Source organism: Paenibacillus sp. NPDC056579 (assembly GCF_042793215.1).
In the GTDB taxonomy this organism is placed as follows: Bacteria; Bacillota; Bacilli; order Paenibacillales; family NBRC-103111; genus Paenibacillus_S.
Genome location: NZ_JBHTVD010000006.1, coordinates 542,912 through 565,103 on the forward strand (window position 1 = coordinate 542,912; position 22,192 = coordinate 565,103).

At 51.3% G+C, this 22,192-nt stretch carries 17 protein-coding genes and 3 pseudogenes; 7 read left to right on the forward strand and 13 right to left on the reverse strand.

Features of this window, described 5'->3' with window-relative positions; translation table 11 throughout:
• Window positions 1-540 precede the first annotated feature (540 nt).
• From ACFQ88_RS24640 to zwf, 7 genes and pseudogenes are all read right to left on the reverse strand, one after another.
• Window positions 541-1,113 (reverse strand): annotated as a pseudogene (locus tag ACFQ88_RS24640) (IS66 family transposase); the annotation flags it as partial.
• A gap of 767 nt (window positions 1,114-1,880) precedes the next feature.
• Entirely contained in the window at window positions 1,881-3,812 is a 1,932-nt protein-coding gene (locus tag ACFQ88_RS24645; protein WP_379457779.1) for a fructose-1,6-bisphosphatase, read from the reverse strand.
• 613 nt (window positions 3,813-4,425) lie between these two features.
• Complete coding sequence (locus ACFQ88_RS24650; RefSeq protein ID WP_379457781.1) at window positions 4,426-5,772, reverse strand: glucose-6-phosphate isomerase; 1,347 nt, start codon at window positions 5,770-5,772, stop codon at window positions 4,426-4,428.
• A gap of 536 nt (window positions 5,773-6,308) precedes the next feature.
• Window positions 6,309-7,724 carry an NADP-dependent phosphogluconate dehydrogenase gene (gene gndA / locus ACFQ88_RS24655; RefSeq protein ID WP_379457783.1) on the reverse strand — a complete coding sequence of 472 codons (1,416 nt, stop codon included), beginning with the start codon at window positions 7,722-7,724 and terminating at the stop codon, window positions 6,309-6,311.
• An 86-nt stretch (window positions 7,725-7,810) separates the two neighbouring features.
• The gene (gene fsa / locus ACFQ88_RS24660; protein ID WP_379457785.1) at window positions 7,811-8,476 is read right to left on the reverse strand and encodes a fructose-6-phosphate aldolase; all 666 of its coding nucleotides are present in this window, start codon (window positions 8,474-8,476) and stop codon (window positions 7,811-7,813) included.
• Between the two features lie 33 nt (window positions 8,477-8,509).
• Window positions 8,510-10,504: a transketolase gene (gene tkt, locus ACFQ88_RS24665; protein WP_379457787.1), complete on the reverse strand. Its 1,995-nt coding sequence runs from the start codon at window positions 10,502-10,504 to the stop codon at window positions 8,510-8,512.
• Window positions 10,482-12,011: a glucose-6-phosphate dehydrogenase gene (gene zwf / locus ACFQ88_RS24670; RefSeq protein ID WP_379457789.1), complete on the reverse strand. Its 1,530-nt coding sequence runs from the start codon at window positions 12,009-12,011 to the stop codon at window positions 10,482-10,484. The genes tkt and zwf overlap by 23 nt, the downstream gene beginning before the upstream one ends.
• 125 nt (window positions 12,012-12,136) lie before the next feature.
• Between zwf and ACFQ88_RS24675 the strand changes: the two are divergent.
• A pseudogene (locus ACFQ88_RS24675) lies at window positions 12,137-13,015 on the forward strand (LysR family transcriptional regulator).
• 147 nt (window positions 13,016-13,162) lie between these two features.
• Here ACFQ88_RS24675 and ACFQ88_RS24680 read toward each other — a convergent pair.
• Window positions 13,163-13,585 carry a bifunctional 4-hydroxy-2-oxoglutarate aldolase/2-dehydro-3-deoxy-phosphogluconate aldolase gene (locus ACFQ88_RS24680; RefSeq protein ID WP_379457791.1) on the reverse strand — a complete coding sequence of 141 codons (423 nt, stop codon included), beginning with the start codon at window positions 13,583-13,585 and terminating at the stop codon, window positions 13,163-13,165.
• A 488-nt stretch (window positions 13,586-14,073) separates the two neighbouring features.
• On the opposite strand from ACFQ88_RS24680, the gene ACFQ88_RS24685 reads away from it, so the two are divergent.
• Window positions 14,074-14,358, forward strand: a complete 285-nt coding sequence (locus ACFQ88_RS24685) for an aminotransferase class I/II-fold pyridoxal phosphate-dependent enzyme (protein WP_379457793.1) — start codon at window positions 14,074-14,076, stop codon at window positions 14,356-14,358.
• 742 nt (window positions 14,359-15,100) lie between these two features.
• On the forward strand, window positions 15,101-15,427 hold the full coding sequence (locus tag ACFQ88_RS24690) for a hypothetical protein (protein WP_379457795.1): 327 nt from the start codon (window positions 15,101-15,103) through the stop codon (window positions 15,425-15,427).
• A 104-nt stretch (window positions 15,428-15,531) separates the two neighbouring features.
• Here ACFQ88_RS24690 and ACFQ88_RS24695 read toward each other — a convergent pair whose 3' ends face one another.
• Together ACFQ88_RS24695 and ACFQ88_RS24700 are read right to left on the reverse strand one after the other, a co-directional pair.
• Complete coding sequence (locus ACFQ88_RS24695) at window positions 15,532-15,732, reverse strand: hypothetical protein (RefSeq protein WP_379457797.1); 201 nt, start codon at window positions 15,730-15,732, stop codon at window positions 15,532-15,534.
• 644 nt (window positions 15,733-16,376) lie between these two features.
• Entirely contained in the window at window positions 16,377-16,988 is a 612-nt protein-coding gene (locus ACFQ88_RS24700; protein WP_379457799.1) for a TetR/AcrR family transcriptional regulator, read from the reverse strand.
• A 754-nt stretch (window positions 16,989-17,742) separates the two neighbouring features.
• Here ACFQ88_RS24700 and ACFQ88_RS24705 point away from each other — a divergent pair.
• The 4 genes from ACFQ88_RS24705 (at window position 17,743) to ACFQ88_RS24720 (ending at window position 20,389) form a co-directional block, all read left to right on the forward strand.
• Complete coding sequence (locus tag ACFQ88_RS24705) at window positions 17,743-18,411, forward strand: NADPH-dependent F420 reductase (RefSeq protein WP_379457801.1); 669 nt, start codon at window positions 17,743-17,745, stop codon at window positions 18,409-18,411.
• A 219-nt stretch (window positions 18,412-18,630) separates the two neighbouring features.
• Window positions 18,631-18,873, forward strand: a complete 243-nt coding sequence (locus ACFQ88_RS24710; RefSeq protein WP_379457803.1) for an NAD(P)-binding domain-containing protein — start codon at window positions 18,631-18,633, stop codon at window positions 18,871-18,873.
• Window positions 18,837-19,118: an ArsR/SmtB family transcription factor gene (locus ACFQ88_RS24715; protein ID WP_379457805.1), complete on the forward strand. Its 282-nt coding sequence runs from the start codon at window positions 18,837-18,839 to the stop codon at window positions 19,116-19,118. The genes ACFQ88_RS24710 and ACFQ88_RS24715 overlap by 37 nt, the downstream gene beginning before the upstream one ends.
• A 68-nt stretch (window positions 19,119-19,186) precedes the next feature.
• Window positions 19,187-20,389, forward strand: a complete 1,203-nt coding sequence (locus tag ACFQ88_RS24720; protein ID WP_379457807.1) for an MFS transporter — start codon at window positions 19,187-19,189, stop codon at window positions 20,387-20,389.
• Window positions 20,390-20,514: 125 nt separating this feature from the next.
• Here the strand turns inward: ACFQ88_RS24720 and ACFQ88_RS24725 are convergent, their stop codons facing one another.
• The 3 genes and pseudogenes from ACFQ88_RS24725 to ACFQ88_RS24735 all read right to left on the reverse strand — a co-directional run.
• Window positions 20,515-20,889 (reverse strand): integrase core domain-containing protein, encoded by a 375-nt coding sequence (locus ACFQ88_RS24725; protein WP_379457809.1) that lies wholly within the window; start codon window positions 20,887-20,889, stop codon window positions 20,515-20,517.
• 56 nt (window positions 20,890-20,945) lie between these two features.
• The gene (locus tag ACFQ88_RS24730; RefSeq protein WP_379457811.1) at window positions 20,946-21,398 is read right to left on the reverse strand and encodes an IS3 family transposase; all 453 of its coding nucleotides are present in this window, start codon (window positions 21,396-21,398) and stop codon (window positions 20,946-20,948) included.
• A 125-nt stretch (window positions 21,399-21,523) separates the two neighbouring features.
• Window positions 21,524-21,634 (reverse strand): annotated as a pseudogene (locus ACFQ88_RS24735) (hypothetical protein); the annotation flags it as partial.
• Window positions 21,635-22,192: the final 558 nt, after the last annotated feature.

Sequence of the window (22,192 nt, forward strand, 5' to 3'; positions counted from 1 at the left end):
GAGATACTTGATGCTCAAGCACGCACATATCGTGAATCAGAACGGGCTGCCGTTCCTGCGGTGCCAGATTTGAAGGCAAGCTAAAGGCAGCCAGGGCCATACGCGATATCGAACAAAAAAACGACGTGGATGCATTTAAATATTGGTTTAAGATCAACCAAAAGAATTTTTAATTGGGAATACAGGCAAGCAGCTGAACTTTGATCCGCTACTTGCTTTGTTTACGTTTTATCGTCTTTTTTATTAGGTTCATCTATACATGCATTCACATTTATGTCGTTTATGAACTGACATTTGTGTCGTCAGAATTGAGGGAAACCCAATGCACACATATTGGAACTAAACTCCATTAGTTTAGCATGCAAGGATTAAGACAAACAGCAGCCGATCGGCTGCTGTTTTGTTATTAAACTAAGGTGTCCCGGCTTAATAATGCATAGCATTCTTTTTCTTTTACCTTCGTAAGCGACACATAACCTCAAACTTACCCATGCCTATCCCATAACAGTAAGCGTCACATAACCTCAAACTAGATCATGCCTATCCCATCACACGACAAGTAATCGGAAGCGAAGATGACCATGGCAAATAAGGCTCGAGTGCCTCTGGATTTTGTGGATCCGGAAGCTGTGGAAGCTGCTCGAACAGGTACTTTAGATATTGGAACGGAAGAAGTCCATTTTCCTTCGCCGTCTCGATGACGCTGTAGATCGTCGCACTAGCCTTCGCGCCGCGGGGCGTGTTCGCAAATAACCAGTTCTTTCTCCCGATCACGAATGGCTTGATAGATCGCTCACTTCGGTTGTTATCGATCTCGAGCCGGCCATCCTTCAGAAATGAGGTCAATTTCTCCCACTGATTCAGGCTGTAAGTAATCGCTTGTCCAGCCAGACTCTTCGGCAAGGATTGAGAGCGCTGTTGCTTGAGCCACACCGAATAATCCTCTAGGATGGAAAGGCTTCGCTTCTTTCGCTCGGCATATCGTTCTTCTGGCGAAGCATCCTTCAGCTCGCGCTCAATTTGGAATAGAGCATTACAGTAAGCCAGTCCTTGATTAGCTACTGAATCCTTGTTCCCTCTCGTCGCTGGCGGGGCAACTTTCAGCGCTTCGTTGTGCCAGCTGGCGGTTCTCCACTTCACGAATACTAGGCGTATGCTTCAACCATTTGTAATAGCTGGATCTTACAATATCTGCGATCTCACACAAAGTCTGCACAGGAAACAATCCTTCCTGCTCAGCGGCTTGAATAGCAAGGTAGATATTCTCTTGACGGTGTCCGCTTAACGTCGCCTCCTTTGGATTTCCTGTAACTTTTTTAGAAAGGCAACCTCCGCTCGAAGCCGCTCATTCTCTAGATTCAACTTCTTCAGCTCGAGTTGCTGAAGATCTGCTTCGGTTAACTCCTCAAGTACGACTGGCGATAGTGTATTTGTCTATAATTTCATATTGTGAATAGTTGCCTGTGAGATAATCTTGAACTACCTTTAGCTTAAGTTCCGCGGAATAACTGTTATTATTTGTACGAATAGCTAATCCTTCGGCTCCATACAACTCGTACTGGTGACGCCACTTCACCAGTACACTGATATTATGCTTACGAGCTACCCCAACCCGGCTCATCTTACCCGACACGAATTTATCGGCTCTTCATGCTCGCGAAACAGCTAAAGTTCTTATTGAAAAGTTTATTTTTAATGACGCTTGATTTGCATACCAACTAGTAGGTGCAATTATGAATGCAACAACACATTCAGCGCACTACGGTCCAAGCGACAACATTCTCGAAACAACCATCCTCAATGAAGAGTGATGAAATCCTGCGAATTCATGAGTCTAAGTGAGGAATCATTCGAGGGAGCGTAACGAAGCTGTACCATTTTCATTTCATGTAGTGATATTCCAGGAGATTCTTCAAATTTGAGATTTTCTGCAGCAGCTTCTCCCCGACATTGGTTTCCCTCACCAGCTTCCTCTCCAGTTCTTTGTCCACCAGCCTTTTTATAGACAATACGTCCGTTCCGTTACGCAACACATCTTCTTTTGAATTAAATTTCTGATGGGCAACGAGCTGCATGCCAAAGGAATTATGCAACAAGGTATATCCGGCGATTCCCGTTGTGGATTGATAGGCTTTGGAAAAACCGCCGTCAATGACAATCATTTTCCCGTTTGCTTTAACGGGGTTCTCTCCACGAATTTCTTTTACTGGCGTGTGGCCGTTAATGATATGTCCATGATCCGGATTCAGATCAAACTCCAGCAGGATTTTCCGGCAGATCTCCTCATTTTCACGCAAATGGTAATAAGGGTTCTTTCTCTCCTTATAGGTTTCTTTATCTTTGATAAAGTACCGTTCAAAGGTGGTCATTTCTCTCTTTCCAAAGAGCGAGGAACATTCCCCTGTCCAGATGTACCATACCATATCCGTTGCCAGATCATCCGTCTCTTCCGGATGCGCAAAGGCGTAACGTAAAAAATATTCAAAAACATCGAGCAGCTGACGGCCCGAATACGTCTTGTCTTCAATCTGCATTTCTTCCATGTTCCCTTCTTCATCCAAAGGAATACAGCCGTGAATTAACAAATTCCCGTTGTATTTTAAATAAAGGCTGCCCTTTTCCATAAGAAAATTCATATGTCTGGCCAGCTTTTCGGAATGTTGAACGGAGAACAGCAGTTTTTCCATCACCTGCTGTTCTTCCTCCAACAATTGTTCAGGCTGCTGCGGATTAACGGTTGCGAAACAGGTGTTTTCCAGCAGGTAAGTTTTTCCGTCGATCTTGATTTCAGATTTGTCGAAATCGATCTGCTCAAGCAAAAGCCTTTTAGACATATTAAAGTATGGACGTCTCTTGATAATTGGGATTTCAAGCTTAAACTGGATCATCGCAATGGCTTGATGAATTTTGGAAATCTGCAGGATTTCCTGCTCCGAACCGTTATGCTCGGTCTGCAGCTTCGGTCTAAAGGCCGGATTGTCATCATAGTATTTCTCCGCCAAGTTCAGCAGTGGGCGAAGATTGATTCCATATACGTCTTCGATGATGTCCAGATTGTCGTATCTGGCGCAGATCCGGATAATATTCGCAAGGCAGACCAAGGAACCTGCATAGGCGCCTATCCACAGGACATCATGGTTCCCCCACTGAATGTCTAAAGAATGGTAGTTGATTAGCGTGTCCATAATTTTATCGGGGTCCGGCCCGCGGTCATAGATATCACCGACCACATGAAGATGGTCCACCACCAGGCGCTGGGTCGTATAAGCAAGGCCGATAATAAGCTTGTCCGACTGGCCCAAGGAAATAATTTGCCGGTATATTTCCTCATAATAAGGGTCCTTATTGTTGGTCGAATCCGTCTTGTATAGAAGCTCTTCTACAATATATACGAACTGCTCCGGCAGAGCTTTACGCAATTTCGCGCGCGTATATTTGGAAGAGGCATAAGAAATGAGCTTAAGCATTTGTTCAATCGTTTGTCTGTACCATCGGTTCAAGGCTTGTTTATTGCGCAGGTCTCCTTTAACCAGCTGTATTTTCTCTTCCGGATAATAAACTAACGCAGTAAAATCATTGATTTCATGATCCGTCCAAACCTCACGAAACAAGGCTTTGATTTTCTCTTTTACGGTACCCGAACCGTTTCTTAGTACATGCTGAAAAGCCTGGAACTCCCCATGCAAATCACTGACAAAATGCTCAGTTCCCTTGGGAAGATTAGAGATCGCTTCAAGGTTGATAATTTCTGTTACAACTTTTTCTTCCGTATCATATGTCTGGGCCAATAAATCTAGAAACTGCGCATCCAAAACAAATGTCCCCCTTCAAGGAAATAAGGTGATGTATAAGAGGTTTTCCTCGAAACCTATCTGATAGCCCAGCAAGTAATGCCATAGTTACACCTGGCTTGGTCCTTATCTTTTCAAATCCCTCTCCAGGACCCAAAAACCTAGACCGCCACTGCATTTAATATGCAATCGTTACCGCCTAGATCACTTATCTTAAACCAGACAAGAGCAGGTTCGATACAGCGTCGAAAGCTTTATCGACTTCTGGGTCCTTCAACTTAGGCGCATGGGCGGGATGGTGAAAAACGGTTCGTCGCTAAGAACAAGGCACGGGGCTTGGCTGCCTCATTCCCAGACTTGAACTCTTTTGTTACGAAATACCCCCAGAATCGACCCAATTTGGCTGACAAGTCCGTCGAACATGGGTCTTAATCTATTCCTCCGCCTCATGAGTTACGGCAGCGTGTAACCCGTTTGCTCAAACGAAGCAAACCGACCTCGCGCGAGGCATAACGCGAACGATCACGTTACACCCTGCCGTCTTCATTTCCAATCACGATTCATCTATCACCGCTTATTAACCGTTCAATCATTTCAAAGCATGCGCGGCTGTTCTTCCCCTATTTGCCTCCCGTTAAATCTTTCCCCTTTCCAAGCGATTGACGAGTTCTTCCTGATGCGCTTCGAAGCCTGGTTTACCGAGCAACGTGAACATATTGATTTTGTACGCTTCGACGCCTGGCTGGTCAAACGGGTTAACGCCGAGCAGTAAGCCACTGATACCGCAAGCTTTCTCGAAGAAATACACCATTTCGCCGTACGTGTATTCGTTCAACGTGTCCATCTCAACGATCAAATTTGGTACTCCTCCGTCGACGTGCGCCAAACGCGTGCCTTCCGCTGCCTTCCGGTTCACTTCGTCCATCGTCATGCCGGCAAGGAAGTTCAAGCCGTCAAGATTGCCGGAATCCTTCTGAATCGTAAGCTCTACACGAGGTTTCTTGATGAATAAAACCGTTTCTATTATATCCCGGCGGCCTTCTTGTACAAATTGCCCCATCGAGTGCAGATCAGTCGAAAAATCGACGGAAGCAGGGTATAAGCCTTTTTGGTCTTTGCCTTCGCTTTCCCCGAACAGTTGCTTCCACCACTCGGATACGTAGTGCAAGGAAGGCTCAAAGTTCGCCAGCAGCTCAATGGATTTTCCTTTGCGGTACAAGGCATTGCGGACAGCAGCGTATTGGTAGCTCTCGTTAGTCGCAAGATCCGGATTATTGTACTTAATTCTCGCTGCCGCCGCACCGGCCATCATCCGATCGATATCTAGTCCGGCCGTCGCAATCGGAAGTAAGCCTACCGCCGTCAGAATTGAATAACGGCCGCCCACATCGTCCGGAATAACAAACGTTTCGTAGCCTTCTTCGTCGGCGAGTTTCTTTAAAGCACCTTTGGAAGCATCAGTCGTTGCGAAGATGCGTCTCCGTGCTTCTTCCTTACCGTATTTATTCTCCATGTATTCGCGTAGCACGCGGAAAGCAATCGCCGGTTCCGTCGTTGTACCTGATTTGGAAATAACATTAAGCGAGATGTCCTTGCCATCGAGCAGTTCAAGCAGGTCCGTCAAGTACGTCGAGCTAATGTTCTGGCCTGCAAAATAAACTTGTGTCTTGCCGCTCATTTGGTTGTGGAATGTATGGGACAACGCTTCGATTGCAGAACGGGCTCCCAGGTAGGACCCTCCGATGCCGATAACGATCAAGGCGTCAGAGTTAGAGCGGATGCGCTCGGCAGCAGACTTGATTCTCCCGAATTCGTCCTTGTCGTAGTTCAGCGGTAGATCGACCCATCCGAGGAAATCAGACCCGGGGCCTTCCTTATCGTGAAGCATCTGGTGCGCTGTAGCAACAAACGGTGCCAAGTAGTCCACTTCGTGCTGCCCCATAAAGGGCAGTGCATTCGAATAATTGAATTTAATCGTCATGGAAATCGTCTCCTTTAATCTTCTGCCGCAACGCAGCAGGACAATTTTATCGAATAGTTCTTTTGCTTGTACGATCATCTCTTCAGCTGTTACCACATTCGGAGTAGCTTCTACTGATACGTCTCAATTCCTTCAGAACCTCTCGATGCGGTCCTTAAATTATACTCCTTCTTTTGCGCCTTCTTTGCGACGAGCGAAGGGTTCGTCTTACACCGGACAAAATGCCGATTTTCGCCGTACCGACAAAAAATCACATATCAATAACCTCCATATTTTAAAATAAACTTCGATTGCACACGCCGTTCATGGCCGCGGAGAGCCGCACAGGGCTTGAAGTGGCACAACCGCTTAAGCGCCCCGCCACCGTGGGAGTCCCTCTGCCCCCACCCGAAGCAAAATAAAAGAACCTCCGCCCACAATACGTGGGATCGGAGGTCCTTTCGTACCCCGCGATCACACATGCCTGATCGCAGTCTATATCACAACTCGCGTCGTACGCATCATCTACCGCATAACGCAAGCCAGCATGCCAATCGTTACTCGTTCGCCATCCATTGGAAATGGAAGCTGCCCTTCCGGTCCAGACGCTCGAACGTATGCGCGCCGAAGTAATCGCGCTGCGCTTGTAGCAGGTTCGCCGGTAGACGCTCGGAACGGTAGCTGTCGTAGTACGCCAGCGCCGATGCGAAGGCCGGAACCGGGATGCCGCGTTCCACGGCGACGGAGACGACGCGTCTCCACGCATCTTGATAGTTCTCAACGACGCCGCGGAAATAATCGTCCAGGAACAGGTTTTTCAGCTCCGGATTGCGATCGTAGGCGTCTTTGATGTTTTGCAGGAAGCCGGCGCGAATAATGCATCCGCCGCGGAAAATCATCGCGATGCCGCCATAGTTCAAGTTCCAGTCATACTCTTCGGAAGCCGAGCGCATTTGGGCGAAGCCTTGCGCGTACGAAGCGATTTTGCTCGCGTACAGCGCTTGGCGAACCGCCTCAATGAACGCGGCACGGTCGCCTTCGTAGCCGGACACGACAGGTCCGCTCAGTAGCTTGCTCGCGGCGATACGCTCGTCCTTCATCGCGGAGATGAACCGCGCAAACACGGATTCCGTAATGATGGACAGCGGCACGCCGAGATCAAGCGCGCTTTGGCTCGTCCATTTGCCGGTTCCCTTCTGTCCTGCGGAATCGAGAATGACGTCGACCATCGGCTTACCCGTTTCCGGATCCGTTTTGCCGAAAATATCGGCCGTGATTTCGATCAGGTAACTGTCAAGCTCGCCGTTGTTCCATTCCGTGAAAATGTCGTGCAGTTCGCTCGTGCTGAGATTCAGCACGTCCTTCAGTAGGTGGTACGCCTCGCCAATCAGCTGCATGTCACCGTACTCGATGCCGTTGTGAACCATTTTGACATAGTGGCCGGCGCCGTCCGCCCCGATGTAAGTCGAGCAAGGATCGCCGTTCACTTTCGCCGAAATCGCAGTCAAGATCGGCTCGACCAGCTCATACGCGTCCCGTTGACCGCCCGGCATGATCGCCGGACCGTTCAGTGCGCCTTCTTCGCCGCCTGAAACGCCTGCGCCGATAAAGCGGAACCCTTTCTCCTGCAGCTCTTTGTTTCTGCGCTGCGTATCCGGGAAGAACGCGTTGCCGCCGTCGATGAGAATATCGCCCGGGCTCAAGTAAGGAACCAGCTGGTTGATCGTGTCATCCGTCGGCTGACCGGCTTTGACCATGATCAGGATTTTGCGCGGCGTCTCGAGCGCGTTCACGAATTCCTCGACGCTGTAGGCGCCGACGAAGTTTTTACCCTTCGCTTCTGCCAGCAGCTCGTTCGTTTTCTCTGCCGAACGGTTGTAGACCGCCACCGAGAAGCCTTTGCTTTCAATATTCAATGCGAGATTTTTGCCCATTACAGCCAAGCCGACCACGCCGATTTGCTGTTTTGCCATTTGAAATAACCTCCTTGTCGATCTATACGATTAAAGTCTGCTGCTTATTTTTACGGCCGCTGCGGTTGCGCAGCGGTTGTCGTCGATTATTGCACGGCTTTCTTCCAGTCGGCCGTGAATTTCTCCATGCCTTGATCCGTCAGCGGGTGCTTCGAGATTTGCTCGATGACCGAGAATGGAATCGTCGCGATGTGCGCGCCAGCCATCGCAACGCGCGTTACGTGGTCCGGATGACGAACGGATGCTGCGATGATTTGCGTATCCAAGTTATGCGTGCGGAACAGCTCGGCAACTTTCGAAACCAGCAGCACGCCGTCTTCCGAAATGTCGTCCAAACGGCCGAGGAACGGAGACACATACGTTGCGCCCGCACGAGCAGCCAGGAGCGCTTGGTTGACCGTGAAGATCAGCGTTACGTTCGTCTTCACGCCTTTCCTGCTCAGGTAACGGCAAGCTTCCAGGCCGGCCAGCGTCATTGGCAGCTTGATCGTGATGTTTTTGTCGTATTCGTTGATTTTGATCAATTCTTCCGCCTGGGCGATCATCTCTTCAGCTGTCAGCGCATCCGGCGTTACTTCCGCCGAGACGGACTCGACTTCGGGCACTTCGCGCAAAATCTCGGCGATACGGTCTTCGAACTTCACGCCTTCCTTGGCTACAAGGGACGGATTCGTGGTCACGCCGGACAGAACACCGATTTTGTACGCCTTCTTGATGTCCGCCAGGTTAGCGGTATCGATAAAAAGTTTCATGATCATTACCTCCAATTAGGTTAGATTATATGGTTAGTTAAGCAGCGCTTTCGCCAAGCGAACGACATTGCTTACCGTGAAACCGAAGTAGTCCATGACTTCCGGTCCAGGGCCCGATGCGCCGAACGTATCAATCGACAGGATGTTGCCGCCCGGCCCCGTGTAACGCTCCCAGCCAAGCGAAATGCCAGCTTCGATCGACAGACGCTTCGTAACGCCGTCCGGAAGCACCGATTGCTTGTATTCGCCGGATTGACGGTTGAACAGCTCCATGCTTGGCATAGCCACAACGCGCACGGACACATTGTCCTTCTCCAGCTCGGCTTTCGCGTTTACGGCCAGCGAGACTTCGGATCCCGTCCCGATTAGGATCACATCCGGACGGTCGTTCGTTTCCGTCAGCACGTATGCGCCCTTCGCGACATCGGCAACGTTCGCTTTCGTCGATTCGTACACCGGAAGGTTCTGACGGCTCAGAATGAGCGCGACCGGACCTTCGTTCTGCTGCAGCGCGTACGCCCAAGCGCTCGCCGTTTCGTTGGCGTCGGACGGACGGATAACCGTAAGGCCCGGGATCGTCCGCAGCGCGGCCAAGTGCTCGATCGGCTCATGCGTCGGTCCATCTTCACCGACCGCGACCGAATCGTGCGTGAACACGTACGTCACAGGCAGCTTCTGAAGCGCCGCCAAACGGATGGCAGGCCGCAAATAATCACTGAACACGAAGAACGTGCTGACAAACGGCTTGACGCCGCCATGCAATGCCATACCGTTGCCGGCCGCGCCCATTGCATGCTCACGGACGCCGAAGTACACATTACGTCCCGCATAGGAATCGACGGCAAACTTCGGCTCGCCGGAGATATCCGTCATCGTCGAGTGCGACAAATCCGCGCTGCCGCCGAAAATCGACGGGACCTGCTTGATGAAATGGTTGATCGCATTGCCGCTCGCCACGCGGGTCGAAACGGTTTTGGACGGATCGAACGTCAGAATGTCCGCAGCGTCGATCATGAACTTGCCGTCGACGACACGCTCAAATTCAGCGCCAAGCGACGGATGCTGCGCTTTGTAAGCTCCCACCAGCTCGTTCCATGCCGCTTGTTTGGCTTCGCCTTGCTTCTTCAGTCCGTCGAAATGCGAGCGCACCTCGTCCGGCACGACGAATTCTTCCTCGTACTGCCAGCCGTACACTTTCTTCGTCACAAGTCCTTCTTCTTTACCGATCGGGGCGCCGTGCACTTTGTGCGTGCCGGCGGCCTTGCTGCCGAAGCCGATGATCGTACGCACCTCGATCAGCGTCGGCTGCGAGGCGTTCTGCTTCGCTGCCGCGATCGCTTCGGCGATTTGCCCGATGTCGTTGCCGTCCTCAACGCGGAGATATTGCCAGCGGGCCGATTCCGCGCGCTTCTGCATTTCTTCCCCGAAGGACAGGTTCAAGTCGCCGTCGAGCGAAATATCATTGGAGTCATATAAAACGATCAGTTTACCCAATTTCATATGTCCCGCCATCGACATCGCCTCGTACGAAATGCCTTCCATCAGGCAGCCGTCACCTACGAGCGCGTACGTGTAATGATCGACGATCGGGAAGCCGTCCTGGTTGAACTTCGCGGCCAGATGCGCTTCGGCCATCGCCATGCCGACCGCCATCGAAATCCCTTGGCCAAGCGGGCCGGTCGTTGCGTCAACGCCGTCCGTATGCCCGTATTCCGGATGCCCTGGCGTCCGGCTGTTCAGCTTACGGAACTGCTTTAGATCGTCAAGCGAAACCCGGTAACCCGACAGATGCAGCAGGCTGTAGAGCAACGCCGAGCCATGGCCCGCAGACAACACGAAGCGGTCGCGGTTGAACCATTTCGCATTTGCCGGATTGTGATTGAGCTGTTTGCCCCAAAGTGCATACGCCATCGGCGCGGCGCCCATCGGCAGTCCGGGGTGGCCGGAGTTGGCGGTGTTGGTGGCATCGATGGACAGCGTCCGGATCGTGTCGACGGCAAGTTGATCAATGGTTTGCGTTATAGGCATATTTTTCTCCTTCTTTCGTTTCGGTTTGTTCTTCAAGCTTGGTATCGAGGCGCCAGCGGTAGCCGTCCTTGCCTAACAACTCGTCGCTTACGGCCGGTCCGTAGCTGCCCGCTTCGTACGGATGAAGCGGCACGAGATTTTCCGCGAACGCGTCCAAGATCGGCTGCACCCATTTCCAGGCCAATTCCACTTCATCCCAGTGGGCAAAGAACGTCGGGTCGCCGTTCAGCGCGTCGCCGATCAGATTCTCGTACGCTTCAGGAACGTCTTGCTCGCTGGTATGGAAATTGACGTGCATCGGCTTGAACTCGCCTTTATGCTGCGGATCCCGTGTATTCAGCTGCAGCGTAATGCCTTCGTTCGGGCTGATTTCGAACACGAGCAGGTTCGGCGTCTTGCTGTTGTCGTTGTTCGCAAGCGAAGGCTGTTTGAACGGCTCCTTGAACTCGATGACGATCCGCGTCGATTTCTCTTTCATCCGTTTGCCCGTCCGAATATAGAACGGCACTCCGCGCCAAAAATAATCGTCGATTTCCAATTTCGCGGCGATAAATGTATCGTTCTGCGAGGTTTCGGCAATGCCAGGTTCGGACGTATAGCCGACGACCGGCTTTCCTTGAATCGTTCCCGCCGTGTATTGGCCACGGATGACTTGAGCGGTGACGCTCTCTTTTGGCAGCGGCACGACGGCCTCCATCACTTTCTTCTTGCGCAGCCGAACGTCCTCGGACGTATTGTTGTTCGGCAGATGGATCGCGAACATCATGAGCAATTGCAGCATGTGGTTCTGGAACATGTCGCGCACGGCGCCGACATGATCGTAGTATCCTGCCCGCTCTTCAACGCCGACCGTCTCGTTGGCCGTAATCTGCACGTTGGCAATGTGACGGTTCGTCCATAAAGTTTGAAGCACCGGATTCGCCTGCTGCAAAATTTCTAACTTCTGCACCATCGGCTTGCCGAGATAATGGTCGATGCGGAACACTTCATGCTCCTCGAACGACTTGCTCAGCTTCTCGTTCAATTCGCGCGCGGACTGCAAATCGTGGCCGAACGGCTTCTCGATCACGAGACGTTTCCAGCCATCCGCGGATCCGAGCCCGCTCGATTTGATGTTGGCGGCGATCGTTTCGAAGAACTCCGGTCCGACCGACAAATAAAACATACGGTTCGGCGCGGCGCCAAGCTCGGCTTCCCGCCGCTCGACCTGCCGAAGCAGCTTCACGTAATCCGCTTCGTTGTCGATATGGAGCACACTGTAGCTGAATGCGCTCAAGAAGCGGTTCACGAGCTTGGGATCGTTCGCTTCGCGTCGCGAGAAGCTGCGGAGCGCTTGGCCGATATTCGCCCGGAACGTCTCGTCGTTCAGCTCTCTGCGGCCGAGTCCGAATACGGAGAAGTCTTGCGGCAGCTTCCCGTCCATGAATAAATTAAACAAGGCAGGATAGATTTTTCGTTTGGCCAAATCCCCCGTCGCCCCGAACAATATAAATGTAGTGGCTTCCATTGTGTCATAGCTCCTTTTGCATCGCATCACTTGCGGCACTGGTTTCTGTTCCTTGGTTCAACTATAATACTATTATCATCCATACAAGTAATGCATATATTTCACAGGAGCTATAGACCGTGTCTATGACCAACAATTACGAGTTATACAAAGTGTTCTACTGGGCAGCGAAGACGGGCAGCTTGACCCAGGCCGCCAAAGCGCTGTATCTCACGTAGCCGAGCGTCAGCCATGCGATCAAGCAGCTGGAAGAAAGCTTCGGCCTCACACTGTTCTACCGGACGGCCAGAGGCGTATCGCTGACAAAGGAAGGGGCCGTGCTCTACTCCTACATCGAGCAGTCGCAAACTCTCATTTCGGTGGCGGAGGAGAAAATGGCCGCGCTCAAAAACCTCGGCAGCGGCGAGCTGCGGATCGGCGGGAGCGATTCGCTGTTCAAGCATTATTTGCTCCCGTATCTCGAGGACTACCATCAGAGGTATCCGGGCATTAAGCTGCATTTGAACCACGGAACGACGCCCGAAACGATCTCGTTTCTGAAGGAATGCCGGATCGACGTGGGCGTCGTGCGGATGCCGATCGTCGACGATCAGCTCGAAGTGATGCGGGGCATTCAGCTGCAGGATTGTTTCGTGGCGGGCGAGCTCTATTCCGAGCTGAAGGGCACGGTGCTGTCGATAGAGCTGCTGCTCCAGTATCCGATCATCCTCTTCTCGCGTAACAGCCGGGTACGAATGGCCATTACGGAGCTGTTTCAGAGCTACGGCTACGAAATCAAGCCCGAAATCGAGGTCGGCAGCGTCGATCTGCTCATCGAGTTCGCACGCAAAGGGCTCGGGATCTCGTACGTGACCCGGGAGTTCGTGAGCAAAGAACTGGAAGCCGGCTCGCTCTTCGAGATCCAATTGGACGTCAAGCTGCCGCCGTCTCAGGTCGGGTTCATGACCATGCGCAACATGCCGCTCTCCAGCGCGGCGAGCAAGTTTATCGAGCTTGTGAAGTAGAGAAAAGCCCGCGATGGCGATCGCGGGCTTTTCTGCTTTTACAGGGGAAACGGGGGCAGTTGCTGCGAATCCCCGACCAAAGCCGGGGCTGCCCTTTTCCGTCGTTTCCCATCTAGGAAAATGCGTTTTGATGTCCGCAATATGCACCTAACGCACCTCTCGTAAGTCGGCTACAGTATGAACCAACTCCTGAGCCAGATTACGAATGGCATCATAATTGCCCTCTTCGATCCAATGCCGATTAACCAGGCTTCCACCTATCCCTACTGCAAACGCACCTGCCTGCAAAATATCCCGGATATTGTGCAGACCCACACTACCAGACGCAATCATGGGAACATCATTTAAAGGCGCACGAATTTCCTTTATAAATGCAGCGCCACCTAGTGATCCCGTCAGGAAGATTTTTACAGTTCGCGCACCTGCTTTCACAGCGCGTACAATTTCGGTTGGCGTCATCACGCCGGGGTAAACATCGATGTTATTTTTTGCGCCACAGGTAAGCACTTCTTCATCCTGGTTAGGAGAAACGATAAATTGCGCACCTGCATCAATGGCTCGTTTGGCCATTTCCGCATCCAACACCGTACCGACGCCAATAAGTAAATCGCGGTTATATAGTTTTCTCCAGCGTTCTACCAGAGAATAAACATTTTCGGTATTGGTTTGTTACTTCAATAAACCGAATACCACCTTCCGCAAGCGCTTCACCAGTCCGATTCCGCAGCATTCGAATGTACACCGCGAATCATCGCCATGATTTTCTCCTTGCGCAGATATTCCAGCATATCCATCCTATCTCTCAACCCCTCACAGTAAATTAATCTGAATGTAACGTCTTGTACGGCATAACCATCCATTCCTGTTTTTTCAGATTCACCAAGGCCTCACATCCCCTTCTTTTGTTGGCGTTAATAACCCGATCAGTGGGGACCTATATCCATAGACTTCGTCGCATAAAATCAGGAATTACGTAGCATCCGAAGCATTTCTGGAACCTGGAGATGAAATCATCGTATTATCACCGTTTCAGCGAATATGAATTCGGGGCACATCTTATGGGGGCTAATATAATTGCCGTACCACTCGGGGAGCAATATACCTTCGATATAGATTCGATTATCGAAGCGGTCACAGAACGTACCAAGATCCTTTGTATCTGTTCGCCAAACAACCCTACAGGCACCTATTTGTCAAGAGCGATCGTGCTTGTAGAGCTTGGGCCGAATGCGAAGGTTATCTACGAACAACTGTTGAACAAAGGAATTATTGTTCGTTACGGGGGCGCGTGGAGTCTCCCCGCCATGTTCGAATTTCAGTGGGAACCGAGTCGGAGAATTTAGCCCTTATTCGGGCATTAATGGAACTACTATAACGGTTAAATATAAATCTTCCCATGGATAGCAAAGCAGAGGTGCATTGAATTGTTTAACAGTGTCTAGGACAAGCTTTACAATTCAGAGCGATTCGTGTGTAAGTGATAGCTGACTCGGTCACATGCTGTACGTTGGGTTCTCCAACTTCCTCATCTGTTTTTCTGTGGAAACGATGCGTTTTAATTCCCATTTTCGCCTATCACAAGCTTGACCGTCCGAGCGAAATGCTTCACCGGCGTGCGGTGCACCGTTCGAGCGGTATGCCGTTACGGTAGGAGCCCGTCATCGTCGCATGCTTATCGGTCTGAAAGCAGGACCACCCCGGTAAGGCAATCTTCCTACATTAATTCATGCGGAACATGGTCAGCCTATCAGCGTTCAAACTGGGCATTTCGCCATTTCCGCAGAATTGCAAGCCGAAAGCCGCCCATTTTCCATTCGAAAACGAGGCGGCTTTTTCGTATGCGCGGACTTGCCATGCACGCGAGGCATACCTTCGTTTCAGGCCATAGATCGCATCTATTGCTCATCCGAAAACTATGTATTTCTTCAATGGGGGCGATTCGTATTATAGTAGAGCTACGAACCGCACAACCAATGGGCACACGAAACCAACGACAACATTTAAACACAGGAGTGACTATACATAAAAGACTATTACATATCCGACAAAGCCCATATTTACTGGGACGAAAACATCGAGACCGTTGTGATTCGCTGGCACGGCTTCGCCAAAGGCGAGGAGTTTCGCGAACCGCTCGACAAAATGATCGAGCTCGCCGTCATAAAGAAAGCCAAAAAAGCGCTGTTCGACTCGAGCCACATTCTGGTCGTCGCCGAAGACACCAAATGGCTGGCCGAGGAATGGCTGCCGCGCCTCATAAACGCCGGTATCCGTTACACGGCAACCGTCAATCCGATGCAGTCCTCGGCGGCTGAAGCCGACTATGACCGCGCCGATACGGCGCCGCTGCTGCATCACGAATTCGCGGGCATGTACCCCGCGGTCGATTGGTTGTCCGGTATTACGGCGTAAACGCCGGCCGGCGAAAGAAGAGAGGAAACATGGAACGGGAATTGGCCTTGGACGTGGTCCGCCGTGAGGAATCGGCACGGCTTACGGGCTGAACGGCGGGAACCTTATTCGGACACGGACATGAATAAGAACCGCCGCGTAGGGATTCGCTGGGCATCGACGGGCTCGACAATGTCACGTCGGTGCATCGCATGATTGCACAAGAGCCCAAGCCGATCTCGTTCATCACGCCCGGCGTGCCTTAACGTACGCTCGGAACCGGCAAAGCCGAGACGAGCCAGTTGCTCTTGGCTAGTGGTTGGCAACTACAAGCCCCCACAGCGGACTTTCACCGCCTAGTTAATCGCCATACATGGCACACTGAAAACGGCAGCCGATTGTAGTCGGCTGCCGTTCATATCCTTATGAGCTTTTGTACCGTTTAACAATGACCATAACTAAATGAAGGTAGTTTAATTAATATGATCGAAGTCTCTATGTTTTTAAGGCTAGCGCATTACTGGAATTGGCCGCGACGATAACCGCGAACGATATCATATTCATCCGCAAGCACTACGGCATTCCGATACCATACGGTAATCTGGCACAATCACTTGTGATACGGTTCACTGTAATGTATCAAAGCACAAAGTACTGTTTGACCATAAAATATACATCAGCATATAAACAAAAGCCACTCCTGACAAAAGAGTGGTTTCATTGGATAAAATACAAACCTTTCACGGCTCGATCGAAAAACTTCTCGTTCTCTCCCCAGCCATAGAGCTCGGCAGTATCAAATAGGGTCACGTCCAATTCATATGCACGATGAACGTTTTTAGTCCGTCCTGCTCGTAGGCGGAGCCATATGCCTGATGGAACCCCATGGCACCGTAGCGATTGCCGAGACTTCGAGATCATGACTACCAAGTTTACGTTTTTGCATAACCATATTCTTCTGAACTAAGGATTAGGATGACTTTCCGGAAAGTGTGGAACTGCCGGTAGGCCAGGTGGAGAGCGCTTGCTCAGCAACAGCCTCTAGCATGTCACGACTAAAGCCGGCCTTGGCCTGAACAGCCATACCGTGGGTCACCGCCATCACGAATGCAGCTAGCGCAGCACAGTTAGCGGTTTCCGGCAGATCTCCCTCCTGCTTTGCCCGTTCGAAGCGATCACGCAGCAACGCCTCTCCCTCTGCACGCGCATCGATCAGGGCAAGCCGAATCGATTCGGCATCGTCCGAGCAAGCCACGGCGCCGTTGATTCCTAGACATCCCCTGTGATCCGGGTAACGAGTCTGCAATTCGGCCGCGCTGAAGAGGATATGTGAGACTACCTCCCGAGAGGTTGGCAGCTCCATCGCCGCAGGGGTGAAATCCAGATAGTGCTCGTAGTAGTGAGCCAGCGCTCGGCGGAACAACGCTTCCTTATTGCCAAATGCCGAATAGAGCGCGGGTCGTTCGACACCCGTGGCCTGCGTCAGGTCGGTGTATGACACACCCTCATAGCCTTTGCGCCAAAACACGCAAACTGCGGCGTCCAGCGCCTGATCCACATCGAATTCGCGGTTACGTCCCATCAGTCAGATCACCTCGCTTTTTTGTAACGCCCGATATTAAAGGGGTTATGTCCGATTTTCATACAATATGTTTATCATACCACACGTTACAGAACGCAGCCAACTCCATTGGGCAAGGACACCTACGGCATCGCACCATTGGTGAAATACTTTGCCATCTGGATATTGCATCACACATCAGGCGCCAAACCCGGCCCGCGCTGTTGGCCAATCTCGCCAGAGCGCGACGCATCATCCTAACGTGACGCCACCTGACATCCCTGTAATTGACCCATTGACAGTGCGCGATAAAATGTATAAAACAACTTAACGTAACTATCGTTATGATATATTGACAGCGAGCGACAAAATGTATAACATAACTTAACGTAACTGTCGTTATGATATTCCGCCGATCCTCCACCCCTTGAAACCATCCTGGACATGCATCCGATCCGTCGCTTTGCAACCTTGAAGAGGTGGCAGAGGCCGTCTGCTTCCTCGCCGGACCACATGGGGGCTACATCACCGGTGAGACCATCAATATAGCCGGCGGAATCTAAGACTGTCCGGAGCAGGTGCCAATGCATGGGCACCTGCCAAGCATTCTGACGTGCGCTAGTTGTAATCGCAGTCAACCGACCAAGGAGTTTATTGTGATCTTTGAACCTGCCAATCTGATGCAGAGAAGCGCTCAGCATCGGTATGTCAAAGACCTGGCCGATAAAGAGCAAAGCTTCTAAATTAAAAAATACGCAATTAAAGGAGAAAACATATGACTAGTAAATTTAAGACAGTAGTCGGCATCATTGGTGCGGGCGAGGTCGGCAGCCAGATCGCGCGTGCGGCGATCGCGAACGGGTATGAGGTCGTCATTGCCAATTCACGAGGACCCGAGACGTTGAAGGACCTCATTGACGAGCTCGGCCCGTCAGCACACGCCGCGACTGCGGCCGGCGCTGCCGAGGCTGGTGACTTCGTCGTCGTGGCCGTCCCGCTCAAGCTGGTCAACGACATGCCTGTGGAGCAGCTCGCGGGCAAGATCGTGCTCGACACGAACAACTACATTCCTTGGCGCGATGGCCATTTCCCCATGATCAACTCTGGTGAGATGACAATTCATGAGCTCCGCCAGAAGCAACTTCCTACCTCGAAGGTGGCGCAGGCCTTCACCCACATCCAAGCCTCCCGCCTCTTCATTTCGAGCAGACCAGCTGGTGCCCCCGACCGCCATGCGTTGTCGGTCTCGAGCAACTTTCCTGAGGCTACGGAACTCGTGACGCGGCTGTACGACCAGTTCGGTTTCGATACTGTCGACAACAGTCCGCTGAGCGAGTCATGGCGTAGCAGTTACCGCCAGCCAGCTTGGGATGCGCACTTGCATCAGACCCGTGCTGAGCTGATCGCCAATCTCGCTAGGGCGCGACGGATCATCTTGGAGTGAGTCATCGCGCAGGCAGCCGCAACGTCGGTCTGGGCCGTAGTAGTGGCTAACAAAGACGAAATCGGCGGACGCTATCTCGAAGATTCTGCGGTCGCGCAGATTGATGACACGACAAACCCGTTTTGCCGACGGCGTAAGGTCGTATGCGCTCAACGATAACACAGCCGAGCTGCTTTGGGCGAAAAGCGAGGAAATGGTAGGCACGAAAGGTACATACTCATGACAGTAGTCGGCATCATTGGCGCGGGCGAGGTCGGCAGCCAAATCGCGCGTCCGGCGATCGCGAACGGGTATGAGGTCGTCATTGCCAATTCACGAGAACCCGAGACGTTGAAGGACCTCATTGACGAGGCTGGTGACTTCGTCGTCGTGGCCGTCCCCCTCAATTGGTCAACGACATGCCTGTGGAGTAGCTGTGAGAACCCATGGTCGAGGATAACGAAGAAGTCAAACAGGCAGTGAAAGTCTACAAAGCACTCGGAGAGCCGACCCGGATCAAAACAGCGATGCTTCTTACGGAAGAGATGAAACTCCGCTGCTCCGACATCGGCAGCAAGCTCGAGTCCGTTGCCGGTTCTACGCGGTCGCATCACTTGAAGCAGCTTACGGAATGCGGCCTGCTCACGCTGCGCAAAGACGGCACGTACATTTATTACAGCGTCAATAAACAAGTCGCGCAAAAGTATGCCCCATATCTGCTGGGGTAGCATTTTTTTTCGTCTTATCTATAAATATAAAATATTATAAAGAGCGATACGGATAAGGAGTTGGAAGTATGTCTTACAATTTGAAAATTTATATGCTGGCTTTAGTCAGCTTTCTCGTCGGCACATCCGAATTCATCATAGCCGGCATACTGGATAAAGTATCCGACGATCTCGGCGTCTCCGTCGCAGCGGCAGGCCAGCTGATCACCGTGTTCTCCCTTGCTTACGGGTTCGGGACGCCTTTCCTGATTGCGGTCGCTGCCAAAGTCGACCGCAAAAAGCTGATGCTATACGCGCTCTCGGTTTTCATCGTCGGTAACGTCGCAGCCTTCTTGTTCTCAGGCTTCGGTGCTCTCATCGTTTCCCGCGTTATCGTAGCGCTCAGCAGCGGAGTATTCGTCGTCACGTCGTTCACGGTCGCCGCGAAGCTCGCACCGGCGGAGAAGCAAGGTAGCGCCATAGCCACGCTCACCATGGGCTTCAGTACGGCGCTGATCGTCGGCGTACCGCTCGGCCGGCTAGTCGCTTCCACCTATGACTGGAAGGTAGTTTTTGGTGGCATGGGACTGCTCGGACTGCTGGCGCTGCTGCTCATCGCCTTCGCGATTCCGAAGACGGACGGTGAGCAGCCGGTACCGCTGCGCGACCAGCTAAAGCTGCTCAAGAATCCGAAAATCGTCTTCGCGCTTGGCATCACGTTCTTTTGGATCGGCGGCTATTCCATCACCAACACGTATATTTCCCCCTTCCTGCTCAATATTACGGGCATGAGCGAGAAATTCGTCAGCATCGCGCTGCTCGCGTTCGGCATCGCCAGTCTGATCGGCTCCAAGCTGGGCGGATTCGGTACCGACCGTTGGGGATTCAAGCCCACGCTGGTGACCGGCATGCTGTTGCACGTGGCCTGGCTGGTCGTGATTTCGTTCGCCGCCCATTCGCCGTGGTTGATGTTTCCGCTGCTCATGCTCTGGGCCCTCTCCGCCTGGTCGTCCAGCCCAACGCAGCAGTATTATCTGATCTCGCTCGCGCCCGAAGCGACTGGCATCATGCTTAGCCTGAACACCTCTGTCGTGCAGCTCGCCTTTGCTGCTGGCGCGGGCATTGGCGGAGTTGTCGTGGAAGGCGTTTCGCTGACCGCCGTCACCTGGATAGGAGCCGCCGGCGTCGCCGTCGCCGCGCTCATGTCGGCCGCGGCTTTCGGTTACTTACGCGTCGGCGCGGCTTCCCGAGCAGCACGTAAGGAGGCTCGCGCAGGGAAGATCAACGCGTAAACAATTCTCTTTCACGCCAACCGGGCAGCACCGAAAGCGACTGACCCAAGCAACGCGAGAAGAAAGCCCGCAGCTCCCGCTTTTGTAAGTGGTCAAGACCCCTTTAAGTAGACAATGAAACAAACCTATGCTAAGAGCTGCTTTCGGTAAGCTACCGGAGGCAGCTTTTTCAGCCTTCGCTGTGGTCGATGATGGTTATAAAATTGGATGAACTCTTCGATTTTTCTTTGTGCCTCGACTACATTTCGGATAGTATATGGATAGAGCCCTTCCGTTTTGAGATGCGAGAAGAAGCTCTCCATTGAGGCGTTGTCATAACAATTGCCCCGACGAGATATGCTGATTTGGGCGCCAACCTTTGGAAGCATGTCGTGGTAGGCATGGGACGTGTACTGGAATCCTTGGTCGCTGTGAACGATCAATCCAGTCACGTCCTTTTGCTTTTTAAATGCTTGCTTAAACGTCTGTAGTACAAGCTCGTTGTCGTTACGAGAACTCATCTTGTAGGCTACAATTTCATTGTTAAACAGATCTTAATCGCCGATAGATATATCCATTAATCACCAACTCGGTATTGCGTAATATCCGTTACCCACTTCTCGGCCGGTCGAGAGGCGTGGAAGTCCTGTTTCAACAGGTTCTTGGCTACACGCTCCCCAGTTGATGAAGCATAATTTTTACGATGTTTACGACGAACCTGTGAGCGTACGCCCAACAGCTGCATAATCCGCAGAACCTTCTTGTGATTCATCTGAACGCCATGGTCTTGCAGCAGGAAAAGCTGGATTTGTCGATAGCCATAGACACCATTATATCTGTTGTACACATTTTGAATCAGCGCTTTCGCTTCCTGGTCTTTATCAATGTGTTTACGTTTAAGGAAGGCATAGTACCCACTTCGGGAGACGTTGAAGAGCTTACAGAGCGTGCTGACAGGGTAGCTCTCGGCTGCTGTTTCAATTGTTCTAAATTTTTGTTCTTCACCTCCCGTATCCAGATTCCTAAACACTTTTTTAGCATGTCGTTCTCCCGTTTGAGCTTCTGCACGTACCGATCTTGATCTACATAATCTTCTTTCCGCCCGAGTTGATCTAACAAGCCAAACTCACCTTGTTCCCGATATTTCCGCATCCACCGCTTCATTCTACCAGGATCTAAGATGCCCAGATGCTCATTGATTTTACGATACGTCCATCCTTCAACAATATGAAGGCGTATCGCTTCCTTCTTTAACTCTTCTGAAATGTTTTAAGTTTTTGTCCCTTTTTCAATGGCATAAATAATACACCCCCTAGAATTTCATCGGATAACCTAGGGGTTTAATCCAATGTCTATTCTAAGGGGTGCACTTCAAAGCAGGCAGCAGGCTTCTTTTCGCAAACATGCTTCACTCTTCGTCGCCTGGCCGTAGATTCGCGTGCAAAGGGGACAACGATTTGGCCAGTTTCGGGAAAAAGCAACTTAGTCTCAATTGATGTTATAACCCACAGTGGAATTTACCCCTCGTTTTTTGAATAGCATACTTTCAAACAAATACAACAAAACCAATACTGATCAGGCTTTTTACAATACTCTTGTGACAAAAACTATGTTCAAAATCGGTGACAATAGACGTTCCAACTAGTGACAATCTGAGTTACAACTCACACCAGATGTCAACTTTATTTAATTTTGACGGTAAAAACCTTAAAAACAAGCCAAATTTTACTTTATTTTTGACGTTAAGTTTGTGCTATATTGACGTTTTTAGTTCAAGAGCCATAACTAATAGTAACTAAGTTAGACATATCCTTTGAGATCACA